The organism is Ktedonobacter racemifer DSM 44963 (assembly GCF_000178855.1).
GTDB classification, from domain to species: domain Bacteria; phylum Chloroflexota; class Ktedonobacteria; order Ktedonobacterales; family Ktedonobacteraceae; genus Ktedonobacter; species Ktedonobacter racemifer.
On sequence record NZ_ADVG01000002.1, the window covers coordinates 427,760 to 448,625 of the forward strand.

Genomic DNA, 20,866 nt, shown 5'->3' on the forward strand with positions numbered 1-20,866 from the left:
GCTTTTTCAGCAAATTTTCAGCCAGTTTTCTTGCATTTTCAACAAGGCGTGGCAAGATGAGGTGGAAAAAAGATCAGAAGGGGAAAGTAAATGGTACCCAGGGGATGAAAAGGAAAGTCGAGTGGAAAGCTCTCAGGATATGCGCTGTCCTATCCTGTATCAACATGCTGCTATTGTATAGTCTCTGGAGCTATCTGAGCACATCGGCGACGTTCCAGTCTTTCTCTAGAGAGCTCATCTTGCAGCACCAGGCCCAGCCTCCATCCCCTGGCGTGTCAGCATCCTCGTACCTGGGATATACAGCGCATGTCTTTCCCTCGCAAGGAGATTCTCTTGTGTATTATCTTTACATTCCTGCACACTACAACCCTGCGCACAAATATCCACTAGTATTGCTTTTACATGGAGGAGGCGAGAGAAGCAAACCAGGGAATACGCTGTCTCAGAATGAGAAACTCCTTTTAAATGATCCCTATGCGAGCGTCTGGAGCGCCGATTACAACGCACCGGGCAATCCCCATATCCAGCAGAACTGGCCCTGTTTCGTGGTCATTCCGCAGATGGAGTCATCTCAGCAGTGGGTCAATGTGGATGTGCATCAAGGCTCCTACGTCCAGCCCTCACAACCTAGTACTCCTCTTCTCTTGACCAAAGAATTACTCGATGCCCTCCAGCATATGTACACCGGTATAGACTCCAATCGTCTCTACATTACCGGGCTTTCCAACGGGGGCCTGGGCACCTGGGATGCCATCGAACGTTGGCCCACGTACTTTGCTGCCGCCGCTCCCATCGCTGGCGCGGGTGATCCATCGAAGGCGGCAGTTCTGAAAAACTTGCCCATCTGGGCCTTCCACGGTTCTATGGATCCCACTATACCCGTTTCAGGATCACGCGAGATGATCGCGGCCATTCAAGCAGCGGGAGGCCATCCTCACTATACCGAATTTGCCGGGCAGGGACATGGAGTCTGGCCATACGTATATTCGCTTAACACCAGCCCTTTGCGCGTGACAGGCTTTTTCTCATGGCTTTTTTCACAGCACAAATGAATTCCGTAATTCCCCCTGAATACCTCCACAAAAAAATTCAGCAAAGTTCGTCGAATATTCAGCCACCTCGTTTATGCTGTGAGTAGATACACAATGCGTCAGCGATAACGTAAAAAGGAGAAATCTATGTACTTCAAGCAGCTTGTCAAAGAAGATTTGGGGTGTGCTAGCTATATTATGGGATGTCTTAACGCGGGTGTCTGCGCAGTTGTTGATCCGCGTATCGATATGGTCGATGAGATTCTCACTCTTGCGACGAACAGGGGCATGTATATAGAGGCAATCATTGAGACGCATATTCATGCAGATCACGTCTCTGGCCACGGCGATCTTGCCAGACGAACTGGCGCGCGCATCTACATGCATGAACTGGCGCAGGTCTCTTTTGCCCACCAGGAACTCAAAGATGATGAGGAACTCTTATTCGGAACCGTGAGGGTGCGCGTCATACATACGCCCGGTCACCGTCCGGAACACATTGCTCTGGCAGTATCCGATACAAATCGGGGGAGTGATCCCTGGCTGGTACTAACTGGAGACTCGCTCTTTATTGGTGACCTTGCGCGTCCTGACCTTGCGATCCCAGGATTGGAAGGTGCCGATGCACTCTATGAGAGCATCTTTGAGCGTTTACTCAAGATGAATGAGTGTGTGGAAATCTATCCTTCTCATGTGGCCGGTTCACTTTGCGGGCGTCAGATGGACGCGAAAACCAGCTCTACCATGGGATTTGAGCGCAAGTATAATCCGGCGCTTACTGTTCATTCACGCGCGGCTTTTGTTCGTGACATGAATGAAAATCTCCCGGTCCGCCCGCCTAATATGGCAACCATTATTGAGCGCAACAAGGAAGATTATACCCGACATCTTCCTGCACCTTCTCCTGAACCACTTGATATCTTGTCGTTCCAGAGAGCCATGAAGCAGGGCGCACTGATTCTTGATACGCGTACACCGGATGCCTTTTGCCTGGGACACATCCCAGGAGCTTTTCAGGTTAGTCTTCATGGTTCAGCTTTTTCAACGCGTGTCGGTTTTCTTATACCCCTACCCCCTAAAAAAAACCTCCTGCTGGTTGTTGAGAATACTCAGGATTTCACCCAGGCTAGTGAGCAACTTGCAGTCGTAGGCTATGAGCACATTTGCGGTTATCTCCAAGGGAATATGGAGTCCTGGAAGGCAGCGCGGCTGCCGATGCAAAAGTTGGAGCAACTGCATGTGGAAGAGTTGTATGAGCAGCTTAACAGATTGGTCGTGCTGGACGTGCGCGATGTTAGAGAGTGGTGTGAGGGCCATATTGCAGGTGCCTGGCATATCCCTTTTTACGAATTAGAGCAGCGCCTTGGCGAACTAGATACCACGCGTTTTTACGCGGTAATCTGCGCTGGTGGTCAGCGCAGTGCTCTTGCTGGATCGCTTCTCCAACACCATGGTTTTGAGCAAGTGTTTAATATAATTGACGGTATGAGCGCCTGGCGCACGTTGAGGCTGCCTGAGGAATGGGAATAAAAGTCAACTGTCCGATACCCGACTTCTGATACCAAATCCGGTTGAATAATGATCAACCGGATTTGGTATTACGTATTCCCATGCCTTGTATAAAACGCCCGTACTTTCTACTGTCTCATATGTTAAACTATTTATCTTAAAAATATCATAATATGTGCTTCACACCTATTATTTAACAAGGGAAGGTCACCAGAACGTGAAAATCCTGGCCCACACGGCAACTGATAGGAATAGTGGCCAAAGTTTACTATTAGTGCTGTCATTACAAACTGGCACCGAGTGTACATATACACACCTACATACCTACTCATTTTTGATCAAACACAATAACTATACAAAATCCTTACATATTCGTGATTATCTATTTAAAAATTTGTCGTATAGTATGGATAAGTTCAATTTGATGTTGAACGTCACCAATGATTACCGCTTCTGCCAAAGCACGTAGATCAAATTGCATATGGTCTCTATGAACCCACGCAATAAGCCACTAGCATGTATAACAAAGGAGAAAAACTCTATGAAAAAGCTATTCTTTATCGGATTAAGCAGCCTGGTGCTCACTATTGCTATGCTCTTGGGAACCTCATTCACTAGTTCGCTCTCTGCGCATGCGAGCAGCATTACACCTGCCCAAACGGTCAAATCTACCTCTACGAGTCAGCCAGCAAAACAGGATTCCAATACAAACAACCACGGCCAGAAAACGCTGAGCGCCCTTGATTATCTCAAGGCTCACCGTTCAGAGCTTGTCGCCGCTGTGGCAAAAGATCTCAAGCTCAGCAGCGATCAGCTTAATCGTCAACTTCAAGGAGGCAAGAAAGTCACCGATATTGCCAGAGCGCAAAGGGTTTCCGAACAGCAGCTTCAGAAAGATCTCAAGCAGGATACCACCACTCTGCTGAACAAAGGCGTGAGCCAGGGCCAGGTCTCTAAGGACGAGGCGAACAAGTTTGCAATAAATTTCAGCAAGAATATCAATTCCATCTATACCCTCTTGCAGAGTAAATAAACGTACCCACACCGACAATAGACAATGCGGCGAGTCTCCTCGCGAGGAGATCGCCGCACCTTTCTTTTAGGGGCTTAACACACACCTGGCGCCTGCCTGACCACGGAATCGCCACCGCTCGCTCGCTACCTGTAGGGGTAGGGTGGCTTCGGCTCGGTAAGCATGCACAAGAGACCACCGCCAGTGGGCTCATGGTCGGAGAAAGCGCTCCACATTCGGCGTACCGGTATTGAATGTTGGAAAGAAAAGCCCTGGCGAGGGTTCTGATCAAAAATAGTGGGACTCCTGCCGCAGACGCAGAGGAAGCTTCTCATCTTGTTCATTAGCAAATATTGAGGTCAGCTACGCTGACTCGGGCAGAGCTATGGCACCGGCGTGGCGATCCAGGCGAGCGACCCCAGTCAGGCTGACCACTATCGAAGCCCCGCCTTTAGGCGTGAGGTATTTCACTGTACCTTTCCTCTGGCCGCGACCGGCCAGATGGCCTCCAACATTCCATCGCGATAGGCATAGTAGTGATCATGGAGGTTAACTGTTGTGTCGATATGGCTTGGAATCAACTCTATACGATCACCCACTTCCAGGTGAGCCTGCGCAGGGTCTGCGATCTTCGTCCACGTGAGAATACCATGCTCATCCCCGCCTGGCTGGTACTCTATGCCTGGAAGCCCTTTGGGTTCAGGCATGCCACTATCGATAGACAGCGACTTGAGACCAGCATCTATAACGGCTCTGGTAGGTGTTGGCCGGCTGATGACCGTTGAGAGAATGGTTAAGGCGTTCGCATAGGTCGGGCCAAGGGCATTGCGGTAATCTGTATCCATGAAAATAAATGAGCCTGGTTGCACCTCAGTGATCCCACCATAGTCGGCACAGATCTCGGCGGTCCCCGTTCCTCCAGTGGTCACGACCTCGATAGGGAAGCCTTCAAATCGCAATTGTGCGGCGGTCTCGGTGAGTAGCCGCATTGCCTGGTGGCAACGCTGCGTCCGCTCCTCTGGGCTGTGTATGTGTTGTAAATGCCCCTCGTAGCCCTGCACGCCAACAAGGTGTAGGTGAGGCAGTTTGCTACAATAGTGAGCCAGGGTGAGAGCCTCTTTTCCGGGCAGCACTCCACAACGGTTTTGACCTACATTGAGATCGATCAGCACATCGATCTCCAACTGGGCCTCATGCAGAGCCGTATTGAGCTCCTGTGCGCCGATGAAGCTATCTATCACGACCTTGATACGTGGATGGTGCTGTATGAGGGTGACGAGCCGTGATAGCTTTGGTTTGCCTACGATTTCGGTCGTAATTAAAAGATCGTCAATTCCCTCCTGGGCCATTACTTCGGCTTCACTTACCTTGGCAACACAACCACCAACCGCGCCTGCTGCCAGCAATCTACGCGCTAACTCCGGGCTCTTCACAGTTTTCAGGTGAGGTCTGACATGAATTTTCTTTTCTCGGAAACGTTGCATCAGCCTGTCAATATTTTCCTCCATCAACGTCAGATCCACAATCATCGACGGGGTGTCGAGCTCATCTAATGAGTCTCCCACTTGCGGATGGTGCATACCCGTTCTTCCCTTCTTTCCTTAAAATCTCTCAAAAATCGTCACTTTTTCATCAGTCGTATTTCTTGTGTTGACAGCACTATATGACAGAGAAGAACCCGCCGCAAGTGTTAATTGTTGAATATCTTTTCCTGCCTGAACCATAAATCGGTCTTGGCATTTCAGTAGAGAACGGGAGAAAACGCTCGCATTCTGCACCATATCTTTTCTTTCCCTTTGTCCCCTTTGCCTCTCGCAAACAAATCTTTCAGCAACGCTCTCTTGCGAAAAGATATTCGGCAAAAACGAAAAGTTATGGAGCAGGAGCTTGTTTCTTTGCTGAATCTTGGGTATACTCAGCTTGAAAAGAGTTCATGAGGAAGCCCTTCATTAGCTGGTTCTCAGCAAAGAGAGAACGCAACTGTTCCCAAAAAAGTGGGAAAAGGGACCAACCGTGGGCAAGACGCCACACTTTCGAGCTTCTTGACAGATGAGAACGTTTGTCCTATACTTGAGAAAATAGGAGGCAAGAGAAAGAGCAGAACCGCATGATTCGCGCCCATAAGATCAGACTGCATCCCACACCTGAGCAGGCCAACTCCCTTGCTCGTGCCGCAGGCGTTGCACGCTTTGTGTGGAATTGGGCGCTGGCCGAATGGAACCGCTAATACGAAGCCGGGGAGAAACCCACTGCCTTGAAACTCAAGAAGCAATTCAACGAGATCCGGCGGGTGCAATTCCCCTGGACATGGGAGGTGACGAATAACGCCTCAGATCAGCCCTTTCTCGATCTAGGAAAAGCCTTCACCGCGTTTTTTGAAGGCAAAGCCAAACGCCCCAAGTTCAAGAGCAAGAAACAAAACAAACCCTCCTTTTACCTTGCCAACGATCAATTCGAGTTGGGGGATCATCGTCTGTGGGTTCCTAAGCTCGGATGGGTCAACATGGCGGAAAATCTGCGCTTCAAAGGTCGCGTGAGAGGAGCACGCATCACGCGCGTCAGCAGACTGGTGGTTTGTGTCTCTCCAGGTCGAACTCCCAGATGCGATCCCGGCGAAGAAACCAGCCGCTGTTGGTATCGATGTCGGACTGAACCGATTGGCCACCTTGAGTACAGGAGAGGGAGTCGAGAACCAAGCCTTCCTCAAAACGGCGCTCAAAAAATTGCGTCAGGCCAATAAGCGACTGCATCGCCGCAAACCGGGATCAAAAAACCGCGAGAATGCGCGTAGACAGGTGGCACGACTCCATTATCGTATTACCTCTCTGAGAGACGATGTGCTCCACAAGCTCACAACCAGGCTTGCCAATTGCTATGGAAGCATTGGCATCGAAGACCTCAACCGGAAGCGGGTTGCTCAAGAATCGGCGGCTGTCTCGTTCGTTCTCTGACGCAGCATTGGGCAAGCTGCTCTCCCTGCTCGGGGCGAAGGTAGAGCAGCAGGGTGGACAGGTGATCAAGGTGGGACGCTTCTTTCCTTCGAGTAAGACCTGCCACTGCTGCGGCTGGAAGTGGGAAGCGATGACGCTCAAAGATCGCACCTTCCTCTGCCAGAATCCATCATGCCCCTATTCTCAGTTCCCGCAAGATCGCGATCATAATGCGAGCCAGAATATCCTGCGGGAAGCCCTTCACTTGATCGGGCTCATTGACCAAGTCGTCACCGGTATTGGCTCAGACGAGGACGTAAACTTGCCTGCGGACGCGGGGTAAGACCAAAAAGGCTTCGGCCTTGAGGCTCCTACGGATGAAACAGGAACAACAAAAGGTGTAGCAGAGCTATGCTTGCATACGTTTTACTACATTAATTGGAGCAGTGATTGGAGCACCTGTAAATCCCAAATTCGGTGAAGCAATTTCAGCACAATTATCTGAGGGAATAGCCTTCAAATTGCCTCAGATAATTGTGCCCATTTCCTTTCACAGAATGCTGGGATTTATACATGAGTATCAGCAGCAGCATGGTGGGATTTACTCGTGTGGGAATGTCGCTTGCCGCATGTGCTGAGAGAGAAACAGCCATCCGGTGATCAGAAGCAGGCCACTCCACACGATGCCCACGGTCGGCAACACGCCCAGGTGCTCCAGGCTCAGCCCGAGTGCAAAGGAGCCGAGGGTTTGGGCGCTGAACAAGATCAGGCGAGAGACGCCATTGACGCGGCCTTGCAGGGCATCTGGAACGACAGCGAAGCGATAACTGTCCATGAAGATAGCACGGATCGAGTCAGAGAGAGCGATGGCAGCGAAGACGGCTCCCAACAGCAGTGGCGTCATGATGAAGCCATAGAGAGGGAAGAGCACCACGAACACGATCAGGGCACAGCGAAGCGTGAGACCTATGCGTATACGCCGCTGCAACGGCGGGCAGAGCGCCGCGCCAAGCAGGTTTCCGACGCCGCCACATGCCCCGATCAGGCCGTAGAGCACCGACGGGATATGCTGCTGTTGCACAATGTCCAGGATGATAAGCATACTGGCTGTGATGGTGACGTTGACATAGCTGGAAATGAGGAAGATCGAGCGTATGACCTCATGCTCCCACAGCCAGGTGAGCCCCTCGCGTACTTCTTGGAGCAGGTGGTGACGCTGCGTCCTCCGTTCATCTTGCATGGGCGAGCGTATGGAGAAGAGTGAGCTGAGCAAGATCAGAGAGGAAAGCGCGTCGGTGACGAACGGGAGCAACCTGCTGATGCTAAAGAGCAAGCTGCCCAGGGCGGGTCCGACAAGCGCGCTGGAGCCAACAATCACCTCGTTCTGTGCGACTGCTGTGGTGAGCTGGCTCTTTGGCACGATCCATGCCAGTGCTGCAAATTGGGCCAGCTCGTAGAAAAGCGAAATGGTTCCCAGGCCAAAGGCGATGGCGTAGAGGAGAAGCAGCCGCAGTAGTCCGCTGGAAAGGCCCAGCGCCAGGGGAATGCTCGCCACGCACACCATCAAGCAGAAGGTAGAGAGCAGCATCACGCGTTTGCGCGGCCAGCGATCCACCAGCGACCCGGCGGGGAGGCTCAACAGGACGTAGGGAAGCTGTCCCAGGCTATACGCGAGGGAGGCAGCAGCGATCGAACGCGTCAGTCCCACAATGAGCAGTGGAAACGCGAATTGTGTGCATGAAGTGCCGAGCGAGGAGACGGCGTTGCCGAGCCAAAGCAAAAGATAGTCACGATTGCGCCAAAGGGAAACGGGCTGTGGTGGAATGACTTCCGTGTTGGTCATGAAACATCCTTTCGTTCGACTTGTTTCTGCAAGAAGGGAAGCAAAAGGAGCCCGGCAACCGAGGCGCGGTCCAATCAACACGGGGCTGAGATACATCGCAGGATGAAGACAACGCATATCCTCGCACCAACGCGATCAGCGCTGCGCGTGAGGAGGGCGCTATTCACAAACAGCCACGTAAGCCAAAAGTGCCGGGCTTACGCGGTCAAAAGCGGTTTCACACCGCCTGAGGGGAACAGATATCTTTTACTCATCAGCCAGATGATAGCATGGAGACCGCATCGGTGTCAATGAATACTGCTCACCCCACCCATCCACTCTTCCCATCCATGCGCAAGGGGATGGGAAGACTCGGCTGGCTCGGTGCGCGTGCTGACAACGCCACAGCTCATGGGTATTCTGGCAACGCGGATTGGGGGCAAGCGAGAGGTGTGTCTGCCTTCTACTTGTAAATCCCAGCATTCTGTGAAAGGAAATGGGCACAATTATCTGAGGCAATTTGAAGGCTATTCCCTCAGATAATTGTGCTGAAATTGCTTCACCAAATTTGGGATTTACAGAGCACCTCACCACAAGAGCCCACGAAAGGTTATGCTGCGCTTTTTCTTCTGGCGTGGCAAGGCAGAAAAGTATTTCTTTCTTTTGAGGGACTGGAAAATTTATGGTGCGGAGTCTCTTCTTCCTCATATCCTCTATCCTGGCTTCCCAGGCCCATTTACTTGAATCTGACGAAAAGATATGGTTCTGAAAAACGAAGATTTACGGTTCAGTCAACAGCAAGCCGCGGGGCTTGCGGCGGGTTCTTCTCTGTCAATATGCATAATCCGGGAGAGTATCAAAACAAGACGAACGCTCTTTTTTTCAGACTTTCCTGGCTATGCCCAGCCCTGACTCGATACCAGAGACATCATAGATGCCCCCCTGTTGCTCTACATAGCCTCCCGTAAAGGGATCTTCCGCTAGCAATAGAGGTACATCCAGGTCAATAAAGCGGAAGCCACCCAGGCCAGCGACAAAATGTGCCGATGCGCTGGTCCCCAGGCGCGATTCGATCATAGAACCGATCATCAGTTGCGTGGAGGTTGCACGACAAAGGGCAGCAATATCCAACGCTTCGACAATGCCACATTTCATCAACTTAATATTCACCACATTAACGGCCTTCATGGCAACTAGTCGCTCCACATCAGCCAGACTAGCGGCACTTTCATCTGCAGCAACAGGAACAGACGTATGCTGTGTAACATAACGCAGTCCCTCAAAGTCGTCTTTGTATACAGGTTGCTCCAGCAAGATCGGATAAATACGGCGCGCTTCAAGCTGGCGCAGACACGACAATGCCTCATCAGGAGTATAGCCCTGATTGGCATCTAGCGTAAGAGCTAGCGTAGGAGCTGCACGATGGATGGCTTCGATACGCGCTATATCTTCCTGCATGTCGACGCCCACTTTGATCTTGATATATTTGACCCCACGTGTCGCGATTTGCTGCGCCAGTTCATAGCTATGCTCAGGCGAGGTCAGGGGGATGCTCATGTCAGTTTCTACAGTCGTGCTGGCATTGCCCAGAAAAACATAGAGAGGTATCCCATACGAGCGTGTGAGGGCATCAAGCAGGGCCATTTCAATACCTGTGCGTACAGTATTTTGATGGTAGTAGTTATGCTTGATGTGCTTAGAGAGGGGGCGCCAGCGTGAGGCATCCTGTCCCTCTAACCACGGAACACAGGCCCACGCCGCTGCCAGGGCTGTCTCCTGTGACTCACCTGTGCTAGGAGCGAATGGAGAGCATTCACCATAGCCGATGCTTCCATCAGCAAGTTCAATAGTGATGAGGACATTACGTGCTTCAGAGACGCTTCCAGTGGTAACGGTAAAGGTTTCGCGCAATGGAATGTTAAGAGGTTCGACTTTTACTGCTGTGATCGTTGTGCGGACCATATCTGCTAGGGTTCCCTTCTTTTCCGTATGCGATGTAACTATTTAGGACCCCCTCGCCACCTGCGGTGGCGAAACGAAGCGTATGTGACGCAGAGGTGCCCTGAAGAGTTACCTGAAATGTGGACATATTGCTCTCTTGCCAACTTCTTGCACCGGGTCAGGAAAGGCAAGAGAGCAATAAGAGATTGTATTTATAGACTCATGTAGATGTTGCCCCAGTCGTTCGGTGCGATAGTAACAAGTGGGTTCAGGGAATAATTTTGTAGTTTAGGATTAATGAGTACATGTGCCTCCACCTGGTAGAGAGGAATCGCAGCGACATCGTCAACCAGATGCTGTTCAGCTGAACGATACTGCTGTAGACGCTCTTGCTGATTCTGGTTTACGTCGGCCTGGGCAAGCTCACTCTGAATGGTCTGTTGCTGGGTGGCGTTGTTAGAGGTATTTTGTCCATAGTTGGCATTGTTGAATGGAGCGCCTTTCGCAAACCATGTACTCAGCCAGGCCTGAGGATCAGCATAGTTGCCATACGAGATCGTCCATATCTGTAATGGACCGGATTTGCCCGTCGTTCCCAATTGAGCCTGAACCAGAGCGCTGGCCTCCATGCTAGACACCTGCATATTGACGCCAAAGGCTGTCTGCCACTGTTGCGCAAGGACGGTTACAAGATTCTTAGTATCGTTGCTACCTGCAAGGTATGAAAGCGTGATAGGCGGCAAAGCAGCGGCATTTTGATAGTTTTCTTCCTGTAACCCCTCCTGAAAGAGTTGTTTCGCCTTCTGCAAATCACCTTTGGTGCTTGTTACACCAGATGGCCCCGTCAGTGCTTGACTATAGCCTGGCACGCCCTGAGGTATGAGATGGTTCGTAGGAAGAACCGAGCCGTGCATCACATTCTGAGCTAGAATGTCTTTATTAATGGCAAGTGCAAGGGCCTGGCGGATCTTGATGTTGTTGAAGGGCTTTGCCAGGTAATTCATGAGCACATAATTCAACCCTAACGTTGGTGTGTGCTTGTAATCTGAGCGTTTCTTGGCATTTGCCAGGTCGGCAAGTGGAATAGTTGCGTAATCTAACTGACCTGCCTGATAGGATTTGTAGGTTGTATCTGTACTACCCGACTGCTGCAACTCTATTCGCTGCAAGCGTGGTTTGGGTCCATAATAGTTCGTATTGGGGGTCAGGGTAAGCCCTTTATTATGACTGTAGCTAGAAGCCTTAAAGGGACCTGCTCCTCCACCTTCACCCAGGTGTTCGGTCCACTTAGCACCATATTTCTCTACCACCTTCTTATTGACTGTGTAGGAAGTTGGTAGAGCTGCTAACGCCTGTAAAAAGTAAGCTGTCGGCTGAGCCAGGATGATAGACATGGTGTGATCATCCTTCACAATCAAGCTATCACCGATCAATGTAGGAAGCTGCCCGGTAATAATTTTGGTAAAATCCTTGATTGGACTGAGAAAGGAAGCTGCCGGTGATTTTGTGCTGGGCAACAACGCGCGATTGATACTGTAAGCAACGTCGTTAGCCGTAAGCTGGCTACCATCACTAAAGGTCAGGTTGGGCCTGAGTGTGAATGTATAGGTAAGCCCATCCGAAGAAATGGTATGGTTGCTTGCGAGTTGATCTGTAACCTTCCCATCTGATGATAGTGCTACCAGACCGGTGAACATCATCTGTATTGCAGAAATATCGATATTCTGCACAGCAAGAGCAGGGTCCAGAGAACCAAAGTCCGAGGGCCCGATTGGAAAACGGAAAATTTGCTTACTGTCAGGTGCTGGCGTAGCGTTTGTATTGCTGCTTGGACCTGTAGCGCCGCTACAGGCGACAACAAGTACGGCAAGTATACCCAAAATACCAGGAAGAAGCGCTGATCGGAAAAATTTGCGATACGGCATAATCACTCCTCCTTATGTTCTCGAACTGCACTTAGGCGAAAAAAAGCTGAATGGCAATCTTCGCGTGACGCGAGCTCGAAGCTATCTCTGATATCCCCTTAAAATGAGCGTAGCTCAAGGCAAGATTGCCATTCAGCAAAAAAAGATAAAGACGTTGCAGGCCAGTTTGACCAGAATAATAGTGGTTTGCCTTACGCTCCCTTAAAGGCTTGCAGCAGGAGCTTCAACCACTAAGCGCGTAAATACAAATGGTTTGGCAGCAGGCTCCAGAGGAAGCACAAAGCTTTCAATGTCACCGTTAAGATTGGTAACAAAAGAGCCCTTGAGATAGAGGTTATAATGTTCCAGGAATACAAGAAAGACATCATAATGCAGGTGCTGGAAGGTGTATTCCAGGTCATTATGCCATCCTTTGAGGGTGTCATCATCTTGAACAATGGTAAACGTACCACCTCCAGGATGCTCAAACTGCCCGGCATAGGCGCTGAGGGGATGAGAAAGCGGCGCATCTGGAACACGAGCAGCGAGGCTTTCTTGTTGGCTTTTAGCTTCCTGTTCCCTCAGCTTGTCATAGCTTTGCCTGGTACGCTCATTCCAGGGAACTTTTTCCAGTTGCAGCAGGCGATCGACAGCACTATAGGTAAAGATACCATGTACCGGCACCAGGTGAGCTTGTCTGTTTGTAAGTACTACGAGACCAATGTTATCATCGGGCAGAAACGTCGTTAAACAACTAAAGCCATTGATACCGCCACTGTGCTGCACAAGCTTATGCCCGCGGTAACATGTCGTCCACCATCCAAGCGCGTAGCTGTAATAAAACTCCTCGGGATATTTAGGGAGGTTATGCGGGAATGCGGACATGACCATCTGTGGAGAAGTCAGCTCTCGGAATTGCTCCTCGGACACGAGTGTACCTTCACTATGTTTTCCCTTATTGAGGAGGCAACGTAGCCACTTGCTCATATCCAGCACATTAGAACTCATCGAACCCGCAGGGCCGATGGCATCCTCCCTGGTATAAAAATCCGTTCTTTGCAACTCATCCTGAATGAGTTTGTAGGGAAGCGCAAAATCCGCCATCTGCTGCATATCCCGCACAGAGGAGTAGGTGTTCGTCATGCCAAGGGGGCTCAAAATACGCTGTTGCACAAATGCTTCCCAGGTTTGTCCAGTCACCACCTCGATAAGATAGCCTGCCAGGGAATACATCGCGTTGTTATATTGCCAGGTCGTCCGAAAGCCCTTATTCAGCTCAAAGTATTGAAGGCGCTCCACCAACTCTTTGCGTGTCATCAAAGAGTGAAGAGTCACAAGATCGTATCCAGGTATGCCCGTACGGTGGCAGAGCAGGTCCCGCAATGTGACAAGCCTAGAGATCGTGGGATCACAGAGTTTCAAGGCTGGGAAATAGTTTCTGACTGGCTCATCCCAGCTAAGTTTCCCTTCATCCACCAGGATAGCCAGCGCCATAGTGGTGAAAGCCTTGGAGCATGAGGCAATCGCGAAGACAGTTTGAGGCGTGACCTCCAGGTTCTCGGCAAGGTCCCGCTTACCAAACCCCTGCGCGAAAACTATTTCGTCATCCTTCACAATCGCTACTGCCACTCCCGGTACCTTCCACTCCTGCATAGTTACCTCAACAAACTCAGGGTATCCTTGCAGATCTGTGCCAGTAGCAGAAGCAGGTGATGTATATGCCATTACGTCTCTGCCCTCCTCAAATAACTCCTGTAAAACTCAATTCAATAACGACTCAGGTCACCACCTGCTATGAATCGGCCTGGGTAATGATGCTGAGAACTTCTTGAGAAGATGGGGCCTGAGTCGTTCCTTAACCTACGTACATTGCATACAGCAATACATATACAATTTTGTTACTGCTGTTCTGCTTTTTTCGTGCCTGTCAGGGTCCCAAATGGCTGCTTGAATAGGGCCTGCGTTACAACTCCTGCCTCATCGCGCTGGAATGCAACGCTGTATCCACTCAGTCCCTTTACACGGAAGGAATCTTCCTTATACGGCTCTAGTTCGTATGTAGGTTGGCCTGGCAGCGTTAGAGAGAGGGTATGTTCACTCTTGAAGGCGACCGTAGCAGTCTGGTCCATGACCTCATATGCACCACAGAATTGCCCCAGGACGCTCTTCGCTTGCAGGTGCTTTCCCGCTACCCGCATAAAGGCAATCGGTTTGGCTTCTGGCTCGATAGGCAAGGAGAAGCTTTCGATATCGCCATCAAGATTCGTAACGAAAGCCCCTTTGATATGGATCTCGAAACGCTCTGACGTGACAAGAAAGACATCGTAATGCAAGTGCTGGAATGTGAAATCTGAATCGTTATATATACCCTTCAAGGTCTCACCATCCTGGGTGATAGTAAATGTTCCAAGACCGGGATGCTCGAAACTTCCCGTATAGTCCTTGAGGGGGTGAGAAAGTGATGCATCTGGCACACGGCTGTCCAGGGTATTCTCCTTGGCCTTTTCTGCTTGCTCTTTTAGCCCTTGAAAGAACTGTTTGTTGCGCGCGCTCCAGGGGCGCTCTTCCAAACCCAGTAAACGGTCAAAAAGGGTATAGTTCACAGATTGAGTCGCGAGGTTCCCATCCAGGTTTGTCAGTGTAACGATACCGATATTGTCATCGGGCAAGAAGCTCACTAGGGCACTAAAGCCATCGATATTGCCCCCATGCTCAACAAGAGTATGCCCTCTATAGGAAGTAATGCCCCAACCCAGGCCATAGCTGTAATAAAAGGTTTCCGGCCGTTTCTTAAACGCCGGGTGCTCCCCAGGTACGACCATATGGGGCGCTACGAGTTGCGCGAACTGTGCCTCTGAAACAATGGTGGTCTCGCCATTGCGTCCCTTGTTGAGAAGGCATCGCAGCCACTTACATATATCCTGAACGCTGGAGTTGATCGAACCGGCAGGTCCTACCGCCTGAAAACGATTGTAGAACTCCATCCGCTGCACTTCATCTTTGACTTCCCTGTAGGGAAGGGCAAAGTCGGGGGCTTGCTGCGACTCATTCGTAGAGAAATTGGTTGCAGTCATCCCCAGGGGCGTCAAAATATGGTGCTGAACAAACTCCTCCCAGGTCTGACCTGTCAGGACTTCGATCAGATAGCCCGCCGTCATATACATCAGGTTCTGGTATTGCCAGACCTCGCGGAACTTCTTGTTGGGTTCCAGGTACTGGAGGCGCTCGAAGAGGTCTTTGCGTGAAAGGGAAGAGTTGTACCACCCCAGGTCATAGCGTGGCATGCCGGTGCGATGGGCGAGCAGGTCGCGCACAGTTGTTTGCTCGGTCGCTATTGGATCATAGAGTTTGAATGCTGGCAAGTAGCGCCTGATAGGCTCATCCCAATTTACGATGCCCTCGTCAACGAGCATCGCAATCGCCATGGCGGTAAAGGCCTTAGAACTGGAACCAATAGCGAAGAGGGTCTGATCGGTCGTGTCGAGATTATCCGTGACAGAACGCTTGCCAAAGCCCCGCGACAGAATCACCTGATCATCCTTGATCACGGCTGTTGCCAGGCCTGGAACGTTCCACTCGTCTCTGATCGCTTCGATAACTTCGGGTAGTCCTTGCAGTTCTGGGTCAGTAGCAGGTATAGATGTATTCGTCATTATATCGCTTCCTCTTTCTCTAAAACACTTTTCTCTCGCAAGCTTTTATCCGCTACTCGCGTGAAGACGAGCGGCTTGAATCCTGGCTCGATAGGCAGGGAGAAACTTTCGATATCACCGTCCAGGCCAGTGGCAAAGGAGCCTTTCATATGAAGTTGGAAACGCTCTGATGAGACAAGAAAGATATCGTAATGCAGGTGCTGGAATGTGTACTCTGAATCGTTATACATGCCCTTGAGGGTCTCGCAATCCCGAGTGATGGTAAATACTCCCAGAGCTGAGGCGTGCTCAAATCTTCCAGTATAGGCATTGAGGGGGTGAGAAAGTGGTGCATCTGAAACACGATGACCCAGGCTATCGTCTTTGACCTTCTTCATTTGCTCTTTCATGCGCTGATAGTCCTGCTTAAAGCGATCGTTCCAGGGACGTTCATCCAGCCCTAGCAAGCGATCAAACAGCATATAGTGCACAGCCTGAGGAGCAAATTGACCATCCAGGTTTGTCAGTGTGACAATACCGATATTGTCATCGGGCAGGAAGCTTACCAGGGCACTAAAGCCATCGATGCCACCGCTATGTTCGAGCAGGGTATGCCCTCTATAGGAAGTAATGAGCCAACCCAGGCCATAGGTGCGATGAAAGAGTTCCGGGTAGTTGAAAAATGGCCCATCAGGTACGACCATATGGGGCGTGACGAGTTGTGCAAACTGTGCCTCTGAAACGAGTGTAGTCTCGCCATAGGTTCCCTTGTTGAGCAGGCATTGCAGCCACTTGCACATATCCTGCACACTGGAGTTAATCGAACCGGCAGGTCCTACAGCCTGAAAACGGTCGTAGAACGCCATCTGCTGCACTTCATCTTTGATTTCCCGGTAGGGAAGGGCAAAGTCGGGGGCTTGCTGCGATTCATTAGTAGAGAAATTGGTTGTAGTCATCCCCAGGGGCGTCAAAATACGTTGCTGGACGAACTCCTCCCAGGTTTGGCCCGCCAGGGCTTCGATCAGGTAGCCTGCCGTCATGTACATCAGGTTCTGATATTGCCAGACCTCGCGGAAGCCTTTGTTGGGTTCCAGGTATGGGAGGCGCTCAAACACTTCTTTGCGTGAAAGGGAAGAGTTGTACCACATCAGGTCATAGCGTGGCATGCCAGTGCGATGGGCGAGCAGGTCGCGCACAGTTGTTTGCTCGGTCGCTATTGGGTCATAGAGTTTGAATGCTGGCAAGTAGCGCCTGATAGGTTCATCCCAATTCAAGACGCCCTCATCAACGAGCATTGCAATCGCCATAGCCGTAAAGGCCTTGGAACATGAGCCAATGGCGAAGAGGGTCTGATCTGTAGTGCCGAGATTACCCGCGACCGAGCGCTTGCCAAAGCCCTGCGATACTATCACCTGGCCATCCTTGATCACGGCTGTTGCCAGGCCCGGGATATCCCACTCGTTTCTAATCTGGTCTATGACGTCTTCTAAGCCTTGCAGATCAGAATTTGAAGGAGATATTGCAGCCGAGTCACGCATAATACTCTTCCTTTCAACTTTCACAAACCTAGTAGATACTGCACCAGTGGTATTAGAGGAAGTGTACTCAAGCGGTCTGGTAAGAGACATCTACCAAAGGTTAAAAGTGAAAGGTATATTTTCAAAGTAGGTGTAGCGTTTTGGCACGTGCTATAGCCTGCACCCTGCTGTTCACATTCAACTTACGATAAATATTGTTGATATGAGCCTTCACCGTCCCGGTGACGACGAACAGCTCTCTGGCAATCTCCCGGTTCTTGCGCCCGGTAGCCATTAAGTACAACACCTCGCGTTCGCGCCAGCTCAGCGGGATGAACAGAGGTTGTTCATCTACGGAGGGAACGAACTGGATCCTCAGGGTAGGCTGTTCAAAAGCGGTCGTAAGTGTGCGCAGATATGCCAGATTCACCTGCTGCTCGCCGGCTTTATGTGTACGTTGTCGTTCCAGGAGTTGGCGCAACAGCTTTTCGACCACCTCACCTTCACTCACAAAAGGATAGATGTGCCTTCCCTGTTCAGCGAGATGCATTGCTTTCGTGAGTGTTGCCAGAGCATCTTCTATCTGCTGTTGTATATAAAATGCTATAGATTGTAAAATCAGGATATCTATAAGAGAGCGAACCCGCCCTGCCTGCTCTGCCGAACGATAGAGATACATGAGCGCCGCACGAGCCTGCTGTATGTACTGTCCGTCCATAGCATTTTGCTCGGCTGCCAGCATTACTCGGATAAACATAAGATACTCCTGCTCTTGCCGATGAAATACTTCATCGCAGAAGAAGTTACGCTCCTGTGCCCATAACAGCGCTTCGCGTAAGCGATTATGACGTAGCGCAAGCCAGGCGCGTATAGCAGCTACCTCTTCAATCTCTTCAATAATATTCGCTCTTTGAGCAAGCGCTTCTGCCTGGCGCAACCAGTGCTCTGCCTCCTCTATATCCCCCTGTGCCTGCGCTACGTGAACCAGCTTCAAAGCACTGTGCACGGTAATATGTCTGCTATGGATTTGCTCCCCTATCTGCCACCCCAGCAGTAAATGACGTTTCGCCTGCTCCAGGTCGTTCCATTCCAGAAAAAGGTCACCTAGCCATACCTGAGCAATACCTACCATTGGAAAAGGCTGCCCATCTTGTTGTGGGGAATGCTTAATAATTTGCTGGCAAAGCCTGGCCGCTTGGAGGAGATAGCCTTGCATGCGATACAGTTCTACCTGGATGACCATGATATACTGCGTCAACAGATCATGCCCTAAGGCTTGAATGTGGCTACTCGCCTCAGAAAGAGCCTGCACAGCGATATGCACATCGGCCCCTCGCAAATGTGCTATCCCTAATACGAACAACGCCAGGCCTCGCTCAAACAGCCTTTCTCCGGGCAGATGAGAGAGGATCTGGCGGCACATCTCACTAGCACGCGTAAATTCATTGCAGGCAATAACCAGCATAGCTCGTAATATCTGTACTTCATTCGTCATTGCCTGCGCGACAGTCGGAAGGAGCATCTCTGTTTGCTGGTTAATGGCCTGCTCTGCCGCATCGAGCCAGGAATGGCAACCAGTCTGAGTTGTCAACAGTTGTATCCAGGCTGCCGCCATACAAAGGCGGGGTCGCGCGTAAAGCGCTTCAACTGGTAAAGCATCAAGCCAGCGCTGTAGGCAGGCAATCTCACCTTTTGCCAGAAATTCCTGTGCCACCTGCTCGATAAGCGCCGGAGAGCGCTCGTGATCTTGTGCCGCCAGGGCATGGTTAATGGCTTTATCGAGAGCATGACGAGCCTCAAACCAGCGACTGGCGCGGGCATGGAGGACAGGTACGAGTTCTGGATGGGCAAGCTCTAGCCTATGGCGCAGGGCTTCCGCAAAAAGGGTATGATAGAGATAGACGTTTCCTGCCTCCGCACAGGGGGAAATAAATAAATTTGCCTGTATCAGCCACTCTAATAACGCCGCGGCATTCTCCTGGTCTGTGACCGCCCTGCACAGCGATCCATTCAAACGCTCAAGAATAGATGTGTGCAAGAGAAAAGTCCTTATCTGTGCGGGAAGGTGATCGAATATCTCCTCAAGCAAGTATGCTATAACGTAGCGATTGCCAGTCGACAAAGAAACAGCAAAAGAGGAGCCTGATCTACTTAGCATTGCCAGGGAAAACAAGCGCAGACCTGCAATCCATCCCTCGGTATGCTGAAATAGTATTTCTAGTTCCTCCGCAGTAAGTCGTGGCTTCACCCCTGCGCTAAAAAGCGTGTCTACCTCTTCCCGGGTAAAACGAAGTGTAGCAACATCTATATCAGCCAATTTATTATTTGCGCGCAACCGTGCCAGCGGCAGAGCGGGCGCACTACGACAGGCAAGGATAAAGTGGATATGTGGGGGGAGGCTTTCAGCGACTGTCTGAACAGCGGCGTGAATAGCTTCATGATCGATAGCCTGGTAATCATCAAAGATAAAGGTGACAGAGGAAGTTCTGGCTGCCAGATCGTTTATTACCGCGTACAAGCTATGTGTCAATGAAAATGTGGACGAAGTGGATAGAGCTGCCAGTACCTGTTGACCAACTCCAGGGCAGAGCTGTTGTAGCGCCTTGACAACATACACGAGGAAGCGGAGCGGATCATTATCGTCTTTATCGAGAGAGAGCCATGCCACTGAACTCCTGTTACGGTTACCCCATTCACTCAAAAGTGTTGTCTTACCGAAGCCAGCCGGCGCACACACCACAGTCAGTGGATATACCAGGGCACACTGCAATGTATGCATGACACGCGGACGTGCAACCAGGTTACCGGGAACCGGAGGTATGTCTGCTTTCGCCAGAAGAAGAGAAGCATGTAATTGCTCTAGCCGCGTATCACTTTTATGAAGAATATCTTCTCTGCCAGCAGAGCGCTCTAAAAGCTTTTTAAGGACATCACTTAAGCGCTGTTGGGTAAGTTCCTCCGACTTACCCAGATATGCTTTATGCAATTTTGCATTGCGGGAGCAGTAGGCATACCAGTAACCATTGCCCTGCCGGAACTCTCGCCTGGCTGTAAAGGACCCGTAAGCGGCCCGATACGCAAAAGCATGCGTCTCTTCGGCTTGTAGCCAGGTAAACCAGGCAGAAGAGCCAACCTCAATTGGCGCATACGCATTTATGAATGATGAAGGCAAAGTGAGCCGATTATCAACAACACGTTCCATCAAGCGACGCGGCATACAAACTCACCTCCGTCAAGCAATCAACGAAATGGGTAATACGGTATTACCCAAAAATTACCCAGCAACCATAGAGAAAATATAAAAGGCCTTTACTTGCTCCATCGCGTACGGTTCGACGGAGAACGGCATTAAGGGTGTGTCCTTGTCCCGAACGTCTTTTCCCTGCTTATTCTGTGATGGCACATTCAACGCTTGCTATTTCAGGAATGCTTCCAGGCCCCCCACAACCTCCATAAGCGTGTCCCATTGATCAAGGGTAACGTGAAATACCGTTCCACCTGTCGCGCGAGCGACACTTACTTCCCTCAAAAGAGGCACATCTATCCGATTGTCCCACAAGGGGCAAAC

General features: G+C 50.7%; 12 protein-coding genes and 1 pseudogene. 5 read left to right on the plus strand and 8 right to left on the minus strand.

All coding sequences use genetic code 11. The features are described 5' to 3' along the window. The first annotated feature begins 335 nt into the window (after window positions 1-335). The 3 genes from KRAC_RS61910 to KRAC_RS18255 all read left to right on the plus strand — a co-directional run bounded on the left by KRAC_RS61910 (window position 336) and on the right by KRAC_RS18255 (window position 3,573). Complete coding sequence (locus KRAC_RS61910; protein ID WP_244422176.1) at window positions 336-1,052, plus strand: carboxylesterase family protein; 717 nt, start codon at window positions 336-338, stop codon at window positions 1,050-1,052. A 126-nt stretch (window positions 1,053-1,178) separates the two neighbouring features. Next, window positions 1,179-2,561: an MBL fold metallo-hydrolase gene (locus tag KRAC_RS18250; RefSeq protein ID WP_007909528.1), complete on the plus strand. Its 1,383-nt coding sequence runs from the start codon at window positions 1,179-1,181 to the stop codon at window positions 2,559-2,561. Between the two features lie 520 nt (window positions 2,562-3,081). Next, window positions 3,082-3,573 carry a hypothetical protein gene (locus KRAC_RS18255; protein WP_007909530.1) on the plus strand — a complete coding sequence of 164 codons (492 nt, stop codon included), beginning with the start codon at window positions 3,082-3,084 and terminating at the stop codon, window positions 3,571-3,573. A 446-nt stretch (window positions 3,574-4,019) separates the two neighbouring features. On the opposite strand, the gene KRAC_RS18260 is transcribed toward KRAC_RS18255, so the two are convergent. Next, on the minus strand, window positions 4,020-5,132 hold the full coding sequence (locus KRAC_RS18260; protein WP_007909532.1) for a DSD1 family PLP-dependent enzyme: 1,113 nt from the start codon (window positions 5,130-5,132) through the stop codon (window positions 4,020-4,022). A 527-nt stretch (window positions 5,133-5,659) separates the two neighbouring features. Here KRAC_RS18260 and KRAC_RS66120 point away from each other — a divergent pair. Continuing rightward, window positions 5,660-6,825: pseudogene (locus KRAC_RS66120) on the plus strand (RNA-guided endonuclease InsQ/TnpB family protein). A 258-nt stretch (window positions 6,826-7,083) separates the two neighbouring features. On the opposite strand, the gene KRAC_RS18270 reads toward KRAC_RS66120, so the two are convergent. Further along, window positions 7,084-8,325 carry an MFS transporter gene (locus tag KRAC_RS18270; protein WP_007909534.1) on the minus strand — a complete coding sequence of 414 codons (1,242 nt, stop codon included), beginning with the start codon at window positions 8,323-8,325 and terminating at the stop codon, window positions 7,084-7,086. 284 nt (window positions 8,326-8,609) lie between these two features. On the opposite strand from KRAC_RS18270, the gene KRAC_RS71360 reads away from it, so the two are divergent. Then, a complete protein-coding gene (locus KRAC_RS71360) occupies window positions 8,610-8,777 on the plus strand; it encodes a hypothetical protein (protein ID WP_157506785.1) in 168 nt (55 codons plus the stop codon). Window positions 8,778-9,186: 409 nt separating this feature from the next. Here the strand turns inward: KRAC_RS71360 and KRAC_RS18275 are convergent, their stop codons facing one another. The 6 genes from KRAC_RS18275 to KRAC_RS18300 all read right to left on the minus strand — a co-directional run bounded on the left by KRAC_RS18275 (window position 9,187) and on the right by KRAC_RS18300 (window position 20,515). After that, window positions 9,187-10,266 carry a dipeptide epimerase gene (locus tag KRAC_RS18275; RefSeq protein ID WP_007909538.1) on the minus strand — a complete coding sequence of 360 codons (1,080 nt, stop codon included), beginning with the start codon at window positions 10,264-10,266 and terminating at the stop codon, window positions 9,187-9,189. A gap of 191 nt (window positions 10,267-10,457) precedes the next feature. Further along, window positions 10,458-12,170 carry a peptide ABC transporter substrate-binding protein gene (locus KRAC_RS18280; RefSeq protein WP_007909539.1) on the minus strand — a complete coding sequence of 571 codons (1,713 nt, stop codon included), beginning with the start codon at window positions 12,168-12,170 and terminating at the stop codon, window positions 10,458-10,460. 201 nt (window positions 12,171-12,371) lie between these two features. Continuing rightward, entirely contained in the window at window positions 12,372-13,874 is a 1,503-nt protein-coding gene (locus tag KRAC_RS18285; RefSeq protein ID WP_007909542.1) for a serine hydrolase, read from the minus strand. Between the two features lie 173 nt (window positions 13,875-14,047). Then, complete coding sequence (locus KRAC_RS18290) at window positions 14,048-15,802, minus strand: serine hydrolase (protein ID WP_007909543.1); 1,755 nt, start codon at window positions 15,800-15,802, stop codon at window positions 14,048-14,050. Further along, window positions 15,802-17,319, minus strand: coding sequence for a serine hydrolase (locus KRAC_RS18295; protein WP_007909545.1), 1,518 nt, complete (start codon window positions 17,317-17,319; stop codon window positions 15,802-15,804). Before KRAC_RS18295 ends, KRAC_RS18290 begins: the two co-directional genes overlap by 1 nt. A gap of 121 nt (window positions 17,320-17,440) precedes the next feature. Next, entirely contained in the window at window positions 17,441-20,515 is a 3,075-nt protein-coding gene (locus KRAC_RS18300; protein ID WP_007909546.1) for a winged helix-turn-helix domain-containing protein, read from the minus strand. Between the last annotated feature and the right edge of the window lie 351 nt (window positions 20,516-20,866).

What these genes read in the sequence shown, in the direction of transcription:
- KRAC_RS18255 (WP_007909530.1), top strand. Translation starts at nt 3,082, where the DNA reads ATGAAAAAGCTATTCTTTATCGGATTAAGCAGCCTGGTGCTCACTATT.
- KRAC_RS18285 (WP_007909542.1), bottom strand. Translation starts at nt 13,874, where the DNA reads ATGGCATATACATCACCTGCTTCTGCTACTGGCACAGATCTGCAAGGA.
- KRAC_RS18280 (WP_007909539.1), bottom strand. Translation starts at nt 12,170, where the DNA reads ATGCCGTATCGCAAATTTTTCCGATCAGCGCTTCTTCCTGGTATTTTG.
- KRAC_RS18250 (WP_007909528.1), top strand. Translation starts at nt 1,179, where the DNA reads ATGTACTTCAAGCAGCTTGTCAAAGAAGATTTGGGGTGTGCTAGCTAT.
- KRAC_RS18295 (WP_007909545.1), bottom strand. Translation starts at nt 17,319, where the DNA reads ATGCGTGACTCGGCTGCAATATCTCCTTCAAATTCTGATCTGCAAGGC.
- KRAC_RS18260 (WP_007909532.1), bottom strand. Translation starts at nt 5,132, where the DNA reads ATGCACCATCCGCAAGTGGGAGACTCATTAGATGAGCTCGACACCCCG.
- KRAC_RS18270 (WP_007909534.1), bottom strand. Translation starts at nt 8,325, where the DNA reads ATGACCAACACGGAAGTCATTCCACCACAGCCCGTTTCCCTTTGGCGC.
- KRAC_RS18275 (WP_007909538.1), bottom strand. Translation starts at nt 10,266, where the DNA reads ATGGTCCGCACAACGATCACAGCAGTAAAAGTCGAACCTCTTAACATT.
- KRAC_RS18300 (WP_007909546.1), bottom strand. Translation starts at nt 20,515, where the DNA reads ATGCCGCGTCGCTTGATGGAACGTGTTGTTGATAATCGGCTCACTTTG.
- KRAC_RS18290 (WP_007909543.1), bottom strand. Translation starts at nt 15,802, where the DNA reads ATGACGAATACATCTATACCTGCTACTGACCCAGAACTGCAAGGACTA.